Source organism: Mycobacterium sp., from assembly GCF_035570115.1.
GTDB lineage: Bacteria > Actinomycetota > Actinomycetes > Mycobacteriales > Mycobacteriaceae > Mycobacterium.
Genome location: NZ_DATMLH010000088.1, coordinates 65401 through 75970, shown reverse-complemented (window position 1 = coordinate 75970; position 10570 = coordinate 65401). Strand labels below are relative to the sequence as shown.

Below are 10570 nucleotides of genomic sequence, written 5' to 3'. Positions count from 1 at the left end.
GTCCGCGCGCGAATCAGAGGAGTGCAGTAATGGGAACCAACCGTCTGGGCGCCAACACCGCCGACGTTGTCGTGGTGGGTGCGGGTCACAACGGGCTGACCGCCGCCTGTTACTTGGCCAAAGCGGGGCACAACGTGCTTGTCGTCGAGGCCTCGCCCACGGTCGGCGGGATGACATCGACCTACGCCACGATCCCCGGAGCGCCTCACCACCTGGTGAACGAGGGCGCCGTCCAGGCCTCGCTCTACCGGGCGACCACTATCGAAGCCGATCTGCAGCTCTCGAAATACGGTCTGCGCCAGGTCGTTGCCGATCCACAGCACCTGCATCTGGGACCGGACGGCGAGTCACTCGCGATCTGGCGCGACGCCAATCGGACGGCCGACGAGCTGCGGCGGTACTCGAAGAAGGACGCCAAGGCCTGGCTCGAGATGGCCGAAACGCTGGACCTCTGCATGGATGTGATGCTCGCCTACATGCGCTCGCACCCGATGCGGCCGCGTGTCGGCGAAATGCTCAAGGGCGCCGCGCGGATGGCGCGCCATCCCAAGCAGATGATCGCGCTGAGCCGCTACTTCTCGGTGTCGCACGCCCAGATCATCGACGAGTCGTTCGAGTCTTCTCTGGTCCGCGGCGCGCTCGCGCAGATGCCGACCTTCGACTGGATGCGCCGCGACACCACCGCGTGGGCGATGATCTACGTCGCGATCGTGCACCGCACCAGCTCCTCGCGTTTCGTCGGCGGAACAGGGGCGCTCCCTCGCGCGCTGGAAGCGTGCCTGCGCGAGCACGGCGGAACGGTGCGGACCTCGGCGCCGGTGGAGCGGATCCTCGTCCGCAATGGCCGCGCGGAGGGCGTCGTGCTCAAGAGTGGCGAAGAGATACGCGCGAACGCCGTGCTGGCCGCCTGCGACCCCAAGACCGCACTCGCCGGCCTGCTGCCGAAGGGCGCCCTGCCGGACAAGCTTGCCGCGGCGGCGGCCCACATCCCCACCGACACCACGGGCGCCGGCCATATGAAGGTCAACGTGGCGCTGCGCGGGCAGCTTCATCTCCCCCGCCACGCCGCGCTGCGGTCCGACGGCCTTGACCTCCGCAACCCCGTGACCTGCTGGCACACGTTCGAGGAGCACGTCGAAGGATGGGACGCCATTGTGCGTGGTGACTGGCCGAAGCGGCAACCGTTCCTGGCGGTCATCCCGACCGCGTTGGACCCGACCCAGGCGCCCGACGGTCAGGACACCCTGTGGATCTGGAGTGGCGTTGTGCCCAACAACTCTCGCGAACCCTGGGATGACGTCCGCGAGAGCCTTGCCGACAAGATCCTCGCCGACTGCGCCGACTACTACGAGGGAATCGAGGACCTCGTGATCGATCGCACCGTCCTCACACCAGGTGACGTGGCCGACCGGTTCAACGTCAGCGACGGCAACGTCTATCACGTCGACCCCTCTTTGATGCGGTTCGGACCGATGCGCCCGGCGCTGGGATTGGCGGACTACAAGTCACCGGTGGACGGGCTGTTCCTCGGCAGCGGGGGGATGCACCCGAGCGCCGGGATCTGCGGACTACCAGGGCAACTGGCTGCCCGCACCATGACGCGTGCACTCGGGAAGGCAAGCGGTGTCCGCCGGCTGGTCCCCACGCGTTTTGCCGCGACCGCCCGTGACGGCCAGCCAACCGCGAGTCCCGCCGTCCTTGACTCCGTGATCACCCGCTAGCGAGGAGCAGCCATGCCCAGCAACATCATCTGGTTCGCCGATCCGGAGGCCACCACCAGCGAGCTCGTCGGCGGGAAGAGCGTGAACCTCGCGCGGATGACCGCGGCGGGCTTCACCGTCCCACCGGGCTTCACCGTCTCGACGGCGGCCTACGGGGCCTTCGTCGAGCGGCTGCAAGCCGACATCGATGCCACGCTGGCCACAGTAAACTTCGCCGACGCCGACGATGTCGAACGCGCGACGGCGGCGATCCGGGCCCAGATCCTGGCAGCCGACGTGCCTGCGCAGATCGGCGCCGACCTGCTGGCGGCCTACGCGCGCCTCGCAGACCAGGACGGGGATCGTTTCGTCGCGGTCCGCTCGTCGGGCACCGCCGAGGATCTCGCGGACGCGTCGTTCGCCGGGTTGCACGACACCTTCCTCGACATCCGGGGTGACGACGAGCTTGCGCTCGCCGTGAAGCGGTGCTGGGCGTCGATGTGGAGTGCCCGCGCCACCGCCTACCGGCAGGACAAGGGATTCGATCACCAGAGGACGCTGATCGCGGTCGTCATCCAGGCGATGGTCCGCTCGGAGGTCGCGGGTGTGCTGTTCACCGGCAACCCACTGACCACAGCGACCGACGAGTTCGTCATCAACGCCAGCTGGGGCCTCGGCGAAGCGGTTGTCAGCGGTGTCGCCAACCCCGACGAGTACACCGTCACCGCGGCGGATCTGACGCTGCGCGACCGGCGGATCGGTTCGAAGGCGGTGCGGTTCGTCCGCGACACCCACGCCGGCAGCGGCGTCCTCGAGCAACACGTCCCCGAGGCCGAGCAGCGCCGCGCCTGTCTGGACGACGACCAGGTCGCCGAGCTCGCCGGGCTCGGCCGGCGGGTGCTGGAGTACTACAACGGCATCCCCCAGGACATCGAGTGGGGTTACGAGGCAGGGACGTTCTATCTTCTGCAGTCGCGGCCGATCACCGGCGTCGAATTCTCCTGGGACTCCGATGTCGATGCGTGGCAAACCCACGAGTTCGACCCGGACACGACATGGACCCGTGCCTGGTCGGACTCCAACTGGACCGGCGCGAAGACACCTTTGTTCTACTCGCTGCGCGCGTACTCCATGACACGCGGAGAAACCTGGACGAACGAACGGCGTGGCCTGGAAAAGGCTGCTGCAATGCCCTACCTGCGCTACTACAAGGCCGAGATCTACTACAACTGCGACCTCGACCGGGAGGTCGTGACGGCCACGACTCCCAAGGTCTTCCGCCCGCTGCTGCCCGACCTGAACTTCATCCCGCCGGCGTGGCAGGAAGAGGTGCTCAGCACGAAACTCGACATCGGTCGATGGCTGCGGATGCAGGCGCGGGCGGCATTCCTCGGCGGCAAGCACGCACCCCACAATTGCGCGGAGGCATGCCGCGCATACATCGAGGACACCGCCTGGCATCCCTCGAACCTGCCACCCCTGGAGCGGCTCTCAGATAGCGAACTCAAGCGCTATGTGCGCCGGTTCAATGAGATCGAGGCCAAGTACTGCGAGGACGTGTGGTTCCTATTCCTGCAGCACGCTCGCGACGCGCTGTGCCTGCTGCCGATCATCGTAAGTGCGTGGTACCCCGACGATCCGCTTATCCTCCACGACCTGCTCGCCGGCACTACGCGGCCGTCACGCACGCTGATCGAGAATGCTGCGCTGTGGCGGCTGTCGGAACGGATCCGCGGATCCGCGGCTCTCCTGCGCACCTTCACCGAGCACGAGGGGCCGGCATTCTTCACGGCTCTCCAAGAGTCCGAGGAGGGGAGCGAGTTCCTCGCGGCCTACGCGGAATTCTGTGAGCAGGCCGGCTTCCGCGGGCACGCCGACCGCGATCTAATCTTCCCCCGCCGTGTCGAGGATCCGTGGATCGACTACCGCAACTTCCAGACCCTGCTCAGCGTGGCCGACCCCGTCGACCCGGAAAGCCGCGAGCACGACGTCAACGCGCGCCGCGATGCGGCCGTGGCCAAGATCGTCGCCGCGGTCCGTGACCAGCCGATGGGCACGTGGAAGGGCGCGGCCTTCAAGAAGCTGATCAACTACATCCACGACTTCATCGTTCTACGCGACGATCAGCGCTGGTCCCTCGACCGGTTGACATTGTCGCTGAAGATGGTGCTGCAGGAGCTTGCTCGGCGCGGCAGGGAGCGCGGCAGGCTCGACGGTGAGGACGACCATTTCTTCCTCACCAAGGACGAGTTGTACGACGCGCTCGACGGGCACGGCAGCCGCGAGTTGATGACCGCCAAGATCACCGCCCGCCGCCGCGACTGGGAACGCAATGAGAACAAGGTGGCGGGCCTCCCGTTGTTCATGCGGCACGGCCGGCCCGCGGATCTGGGGGCCGCGGATGTCGCAGCCGGGGAAGGCCCATTGCAGGGCATTCCGACCAGCCGTGGCACGGTGACGGGCACCGCGCGAATTGTGCGCACCCAGAAGGAGATCGGTAAGGTCCGTTCCGGGGAGATACTGGTCTGCAACAGCACGGATCCGGGTTGGACGCCGGTCTTCGTCGTGGTCCAGGGCGTGGTCACCGAGACCGGCGGCATGCTCTCACACGCGTCGTGCCTGTCGCGCGAGTACGGCCTGCCGTCCGTCCAGATCGCCGGCGCGATGGAGCTCATCCCGGACGGCGCGACGATCACCGTGCATGGCGACACCGGCCGGGTGACGATAGACGACAGGGAGCCGACGTCGCCCGAGCCGCAGCCAACGAGCGAGCTGGTCGCCGCGGGTGGCCCCCCCGGCGGAGGCGTGGGGTGAGACGAGCGGGCGAGAACTCGCTTGTAACGGATCGTGCCTGCGATGTCGGGTAGCGTCCTGGAAGTGGGTGGCGAGGCCGGTCGGCGCTTTCGCAGCCACACCGGCCGCAGCGGCCCGGAACTGGCGATCTTTGAGGCCACCGAGCGACTCCTGCAAACCAAGTCACTGCACGAGATCAGCGTGGCGCAGATCCTGCGTGAAGCCGGGGTGTCGCGGGCGGCGTTCTACTACTATTTCGCCTCCAAGCATGACGTGGTCGCGTCCTTGCTCGCCCAGGTATTCGATCAGATCTTTGCCTCGATCGAGCCGTGGACCGGTGGGTTCGAACACTCCTCGCCCGAGGTCCTGCGGCGCAGCCTGCTGACCGGTGTCGACCTGTGGACCCAGCAGGGCCACATCCTGGCCGCGGCGATCGAGAACATGAACACCGCGCCGCAGCTTCGGAAGCTCTGGGTGGCATTCGTAGATCGCTTCACCGAAGCGGTCGCCCACGAGATCGAGCGTGAGCGCACCGACGGCACCGCACCGCCCGGCCCGCCAGCGCGGGCTGTCGCCGGAGCGCTGGTATGGGGTTCTGAGCGAGTGCTCTACCTCGGCCTTCGCGGCTTGGACCCGGCGGTCGACGGCGTCGCTGCAGCCGGCGACGCGCTGCTCGAGCTGTGGTTCGCGTCAATCTATGGGCCCGGCCACGGGCCAAGGTCCCGTGCATGACACCGACAGTGAAGAACGGCAATCCCGAGACGCGGCAGTCGATCCTCGACGCCCTGGATCGCCTACTCGAGCATCACGTGCTCGACGACATCGGCGTGTCCGAAATCCTCACCGAGGCGGGGCTCTCGTCCCGCACCACCTACTATCAGCACTTCGGCAGCCGCGACGAGGCGTTCATCGCCTTGGCACAACACGCGCTCGACGAAATCGGTGCCGAGGTCACCCGGGTAATCGAAGACCCCAATGTCAGGAGTTCGATTCAACTCCGGGCCGCGGTCGACGGCTGGATCATGCGAGGGGCGCGGCACCGCGGCCTGACGCACAGCCTGATAACCGAATGGCCGCGAATCCCTGAGCTGAAGGCGGTCTACGTCGCCTTCCTCGGTGAGCTGTCGGCGCGCCTGGCCACCACGATCGACGAAGACCGCAGCGCCGGGCGCGTCGTGACTCCGACGAACAGCCGCACGGTGGCCACGACGGTGCTGTGGTCGGCCGAACGGTCGATCTACGCGACAATGGTTGGCGCCCAAGGGTTCGCCGACCCATCGGCTGTCGCTGACACCCTTGTCGCCGGGTACTTGTCACTGATCTACGGAATCAGCCTGCCCTCGACCCCATGACCTAGGGATTTGCCCTGCACCGCACCGCGACGGCCGGAGCCCGCCCGCACCCGCCCGCGCGTGAACTGCTGGCCGGACTGCCCCACTTTCAACGCGGTCACGTCAACGACGTGGTCTCGTGAACGTAGACTCGCGCGCGCCCATCCACTAGAGTGTGACTGCTTGCTTACGGCCTGGCATGGCGTGCTGAATCCAGCTTAGGAGAGACCAGTGGCGGCTCCGGACGTATCTGATCGCTCATTGACCGAACTTTTCGCATTGACTGGCAGAAGAGCACTGGTCACCGGTGGTGCGCGAGGAATCGGTCGCGCCGTGGCTGCCCGGCTGGCTGAAGCCGGCGCACTGGTGATGATCGCGGATATCGACAAGACCGAAGCAGAGAGTGCGGCCGCTAGCTTAAAGTCGGTCGGAGTGGTGCATGGCGCCGAGTTGGACGTGACCGATTCGCTCTCAGTGGCCGCCGCTGTGGGGAGGGTCGTGCAGGAGTTCGGGGGATTGGAAATCCTGGTCAATAACGCCGGAATCTTCCCAATCACACCTCTCTTCGAGACCACAGATGAGCAATGGGACCGCGTGCAGAGCACGAACATCGGCGGGGCTTTTCGGTGTTCCCGGGAGGCCGGGAAGGTTATGGCCGCCGCCGGCAATGGTGGGGTGATCATTAACCTCGCCTCGACCCAGGCATTCCGTGCCGGAGCCGCCGGTCTGAGCGCCTATACCTCAAGCAAGGGCGCTATCGTCGCGTTCACTCAGGCCCTGGCGGTCGAGCTGGGCCAGTTCGGCATCCGCGCGGTCGCGGTGGCTCCGACCGTTGTTGACACACCTGGTGTGCAGGCGAACATGCCCGTTTTCGAAGCGGCCGGTGTTGGGGACCTCATCGCTGCTATCTCCGCTCAGCTTCCGCTGGGGCGCACCGGTGTTCCGGACGACATTGCCAGGGTGATCGCGTTTTTGGCGAGCGACCTGGCGGTCTTGATCACCGGGCAGACCGTGGCTGTTGATGCGGGCCAACTCTCCGCATGACGCGGTGGTCCTAATTCGCTTTGAGGAGCCAAGTTGACATCAAAGGCACAGATCGAGAATCAGACCCGCATGCGGATCTACGAAACCATGTCCAAGATTCATCAGACCGACGAGCAGGTTCGGAGCCTGCTGATGAGCGGAAAGATCACGATTATCTACTACTCGCCGCGTGGGCAAGAGGCTGTGCCGTCAGCGGTCGCTGCGGCACTTGAGGCCGACGACTACACGGTGACCACATACCGCGGAATTCACGACTGCATCGCCGCCGGCGCGTCACTTGACGAGATCCTGGCCGAAATGTTGGGCAAGGCCACCGGAACATCGAAAGGTAAGGGGGGGCCAATGCATCTGTCAGACCCGGATTCGGGCCTGATGGTAACTACCGGCATAGTCGGCGGCGGCCTGCCGATTGCCAACGGGATCGCGCTGGCCTGCCAGCTCAAGAGCCTGAACCGAGTCACCGTGTGTTACTTCGGTGACGGAGCGACGAACATCGGCGCCTTTCACGAGGCGCTCAATCTCGCCGCTGTGTGGTCTCTGCCCGTCGTATTCGTCTGTCAGAACAACGAGTACGGGGAATACACACCACGAGTGGACACCCAACGGGTCGGCAAGATCTCCCAACGGGCTGACGCCTACGGGATTGCGGGCGTCACCGTGGATGGCAATGATCCAGACGCCACCTATCTGGTCGCGCGAGACGCTGTCCAACGCGCCCGCACGGGCGGTGGGCCGACCCTCATCGAGGCGATGACCTACCGATTCATGGGCCACCTATTTGGCGACCAGATGCCCTACATACCCAAAGAAGAGCTGCAGGCCAGGATGTCTGCCGATCCGGTGCCCCGCTACCGGGAACGGCTGATAGCCGACGCAGTGGCCACCGACAGCGAGCTTGACGCGCTCGACCAGCGTCTGGGCGACGAGTTGGTCCGCGCCGTTGACGCCGCCCTGGCCGCTCCATTACCCGCCGCTGACGAGCTTTTCACCGACGTGTACGCCAAAGGGGTGTTGGTATGAACGCCCCCCGGATCTCCATGGCAGAAGCGCTCAACCAGGCACTCGACCATGAGCTTGGCCGCGACGAGTCGGTTTTTCTGCTCGGCGAGGACATCATCGATCCCGCTGGCGGCGTGATGAAAGTGACAGCCGGACTGTCCACCAAGTACGGCCGGGCACGCGTGCGGGAAACTCCGATCTCCGAACAGGCGATCATCGGTGCCGCCACCGGCGCCGCCCTGCTGGGCATGCGCCCCGTCGCCGAGATCATGATCGCGGACTTCTATGCGGTGTGTTTGGACCAGTTGGTCAACCACGCCGCCAAGCTGCGGTACATGTCCGGTGGCCGCACACACGTACCGATCACCATTCGGGGAATGGCCACCGGCGGCATGATGTTCGGCGCCCAGCACTCTCAGATGGTCGAAGCGTGGTTCGCACACGTGCCCGGTGTGAAGATCGCGATTCCCAGTACCCCCGCGGACGCGAAAGGATTGCTCACCGCCGCGATTCGAGACGACGACCCGACCATTGTGATCGAGCCCGCCGCGTTGTACTCGGTGAAAGGCCCCGTGCCCGCCGGAGAGCACGTGGTCGCGCTGGGCAGCGCGGACATCAAACGACCCGGGACCGACGTCACCATCATCACCTACGGCAAGCAAGTGCACGACAGTCTCGAAGCAGCTCGACAGCTCGACGGCGAGACCGACGTCGAAGTGCTCGACCTGCGCTCGATCGTGCCATGGGATGCGGCCGCGATGTTGGACTCGGTGCGGCGCACCCGCCGCGCGGTGGTGGTGCACCAGGCGGTTCAACGCTTCGGCGTAGGCGCTGAGATCGCCGCATGGCTGAGCCAAGAGCTCTGGGGCACCTTAGCCGCGCCGATCCTGCGCGTCGGTGCCGAATACACCCCGGTGCCGTATTCACCGCAGCTGGAGGCCGCGCATCTGCCCTCTGTCGCCCGCATTGTCGAGTCCGTGCGTGCCGTGTGCAAATCATGAATCGGCTGGCGTCCCGATGGATGAATTGAGTTGCCTTGACTGATGTTATCGTCCCGCGCCTGGGTGTAACGGTGACTGAGGTCACCATAGTTGAGTGGCTGGTCGCCGACGGTGAAGCGGTGACGCCCGGTCAGCCGATACTGACAGTCGCAACCGACAAGACCGAGGCTGAAATTGAGGCCACTTCTGCCGGAGTGCTCAAACATGGCGCACGTCCGGAGGAGAACTGCGAAGTGGGCGCCGTCATTGGCACCATCCAGTGACGTCGGGAAACGCGATCGATCGGTACGAACCAGGAGTGCATACCCAATGACCACATCAGCCACATCTACAGGGCGTCAGGCCCGCTCGGCCGGTCCCACTGTTCAGGATGTGCTCGCCGAGGAGGCTGCGCGCCAGGTCGTGCCGACCGTGTTGCAGACCGAGTCGCCTGCCTATTTCGGGGTGGCGGACCTGCCCAAGGAGCGCTACCTCAGCCAGGAGTATCACGACCGCGAGGTCGAGAAGATGTGGCGCAAGGTGTGGCAGATGGCGTGCCGCGAAGAGGACATCCCCAACGTCGGGGACACCATCGTCTACGACATCGCCGACGACTCAATCGTCGTCGTCCGGGTCACCCCGGAACAGATCAAGGCCTATCACAACAGCTGCCTGCACCGGGGCACCCAGCTGGCCCGCGGCCAGACCAGTGTCGCCAGCTTGACCTGCCAATTCCATGGCTGGTCCTGGAATCTGGACGGCACCATGAGGAATCTGCCGTGCCAGTGGGACTTCCCCCAAGTCGACAAGGGAAAGCTGACGCTACCCGAGGTCAAGGTCGACACCTGGGATGGCTGGGTGTTCGTCAACCTGGACCCGGAGTCCGGCACGCTGGCGGAGTACCTGGGCGAGGTAATGCCCGCGCATTTTGAGCAGATGCCGCTGAAGAGCCGGTTCAAGGCCGCCCACGTGCAGGCCCGGGTGCCGGCGAACTGGAAGGCCACCATGGAGGCCTTCATCGAGAGCTACCACGTGTTCATGACGCACCCGCAGATCGTGTTGTTCACCGGTGATCACAACACCCAGTACGACGTCTTTGACGAGCACAGCAACCGGATGATCACGCTCATCGGGGTGCCCAGCCCCAGTCTCGGTGACAGTGTGGATGATCAGGAGGTCGTGGACAGTCTGGTCGTTGACTTCCTGCAAAGCAGCGAGCCCACCGAGATCGGTGCGACACGGACCGCCCGCGACGTGGCCGCGAACGCACACCGAGTGGAGTTCAGCAAGCTCTACGGCGTGGACATGAGCAAGATGTCCAATTCCGAGGCTATCGACGCGATCGAGTACGCGCTCTTCCCGAACTTCATCCCGTGGGCCGGCGACGGGTTCCCGATCGTCTACCGCTTCCGACCCGACGACAACAACCCGCAGTCGTGCATTGTCGACGTGATGCTGATGGGGCTCTACCCGGACGGCGTCGACCCGCCGACCGCGAAGATTCACTGGCTGGACAACGCTCCCGGGTCGGACTCGCCGGACTGGACCGGGGCACCCGAGCTCGGCGCGCTCGGCGCGATCCTGAACCAGGACATGGGCAACCTGTCGCGGGTGCAGCGCGGCCTGCGGGCCAGCCGCAAACCGGGAGTGACGTTTTCGGCGTACCAGGAGTGCCGGATCCGGCACTTCGCTTCGATCCTCGACCGCTACCTGGAGGCCTGAC

At 65.5% G+C, this 10570-nt stretch carries 9 protein-coding genes; all 9 read left to right on the top strand.

The genetic code is table 11. The features are described 5' to 3' along the window. The first annotated feature begins 29 nt into the window (after positions 1-29). The 9 genes from VNW74_RS07900 to VNW74_RS07860 all read left to right on the top strand — a co-directional run bounded on the left by VNW74_RS07900 (position 30) and on the right by VNW74_RS07860 (position 10569). Positions 30-1721 carry an NAD(P)/FAD-dependent oxidoreductase gene (locus VNW74_RS07900; protein ID WP_325676048.1) on the top strand — a complete coding sequence of 564 codons (1692 nt, stop codon included), beginning with the start codon at positions 30-32 and terminating at the stop codon, positions 1719-1721. A 12-nt stretch (positions 1722-1733) separates the two neighbouring features. Next, positions 1734-4514 carry a PEP/pyruvate-binding domain-containing protein gene (locus tag VNW74_RS07895; protein WP_325676047.1) on the top strand — a complete coding sequence of 927 codons (2781 nt, stop codon included), beginning with the start codon at positions 1734-1736 and terminating at the stop codon, positions 4512-4514. A 42-nt stretch (positions 4515-4556) separates the two neighbouring features. Continuing rightward, the gene (locus tag VNW74_RS07890; RefSeq protein ID WP_325676046.1) at positions 4557-5225 is read left to right on the top strand and encodes a TetR/AcrR family transcriptional regulator; all 669 of its coding nucleotides are present in this window, start codon (positions 4557-4559) and stop codon (positions 5223-5225) included. Continuing rightward, a complete protein-coding gene (locus VNW74_RS07885; RefSeq protein ID WP_325676045.1) occupies positions 5222-5845 on the top strand; it encodes a TetR/AcrR family transcriptional regulator in 624 nt (207 codons plus the stop codon). The genes VNW74_RS07890 and VNW74_RS07885 overlap by 4 nt, the downstream gene beginning before the upstream one ends. Before the next feature lie 210 nt (positions 5846-6055). Further along, entirely contained in the window at positions 6056-6868 is an 813-nt protein-coding gene (locus VNW74_RS07880; protein ID WP_325676044.1) for an SDR family NAD(P)-dependent oxidoreductase, read from the top strand. Positions 6869-6901: 33 nt separating this feature from the next. Further along, on the top strand, positions 6902-7888 hold the full coding sequence (locus VNW74_RS07875; RefSeq protein WP_325676043.1) for a thiamine pyrophosphate-dependent dehydrogenase E1 component subunit alpha: 987 nt from the start codon (positions 6902-6904) through the stop codon (positions 7886-7888). Continuing rightward, entirely contained in the window at positions 7885-8868 is a 984-nt protein-coding gene (locus VNW74_RS07870; RefSeq protein WP_325676042.1) for a pyruvate dehydrogenase complex E1 component subunit beta, read from the top strand. The genes VNW74_RS07875 and VNW74_RS07870 overlap by 4 nt, the downstream gene beginning before the upstream one ends. A gap of 35 nt (positions 8869-8903) precedes the next feature. Continuing rightward, positions 8904-9131 carry a lipoyl domain-containing protein gene (locus tag VNW74_RS07865; protein ID WP_325676041.1) on the top strand — a complete coding sequence of 76 codons (228 nt, stop codon included), beginning with the start codon at positions 8904-8906 and terminating at the stop codon, positions 9129-9131. A gap of 46 nt (positions 9132-9177) precedes the next feature. After that, a complete protein-coding gene (locus tag VNW74_RS07860; RefSeq protein ID WP_325676040.1) occupies positions 9178-10569 on the top strand; it encodes an aromatic ring-hydroxylating dioxygenase subunit alpha in 1392 nt (463 codons plus the stop codon). Position 10570 lies beyond the last annotated feature (1 nt).

Bases quoted from the DNA above. Each gene is read 5' to 3' on its own strand.
- VNW74_RS07900 (WP_325676048.1), top strand. From the start codon at position 30: ATGGGAACCAACCGTCTGGGCGCCAACACCGCCGACGTTGTCGTGGTG.
- VNW74_RS07895 (WP_325676047.1), top strand. From the start codon at position 1,734: ATGCCCAGCAACATCATCTGGTTCGCCGATCCGGAGGCCACCACCAGC.
- VNW74_RS07890 (WP_325676046.1), top strand. From the start codon at position 4,557: ATGTCGGGTAGCGTCCTGGAAGTGGGTGGCGAGGCCGGTCGGCGCTTT.
- VNW74_RS07885 (WP_325676045.1), top strand. From the start codon at position 5,222: ATGACACCGACAGTGAAGAACGGCAATCCCGAGACGCGGCAGTCGATC.
- VNW74_RS07870 (WP_325676042.1), top strand. From the start codon at position 7,885: ATGAACGCCCCCCGGATCTCCATGGCAGAAGCGCTCAACCAGGCACTC.
- VNW74_RS07860 (WP_325676040.1), top strand. From the start codon at position 9,178: ATGACCACATCAGCCACATCTACAGGGCGTCAGGCCCGCTCGGCCGGT.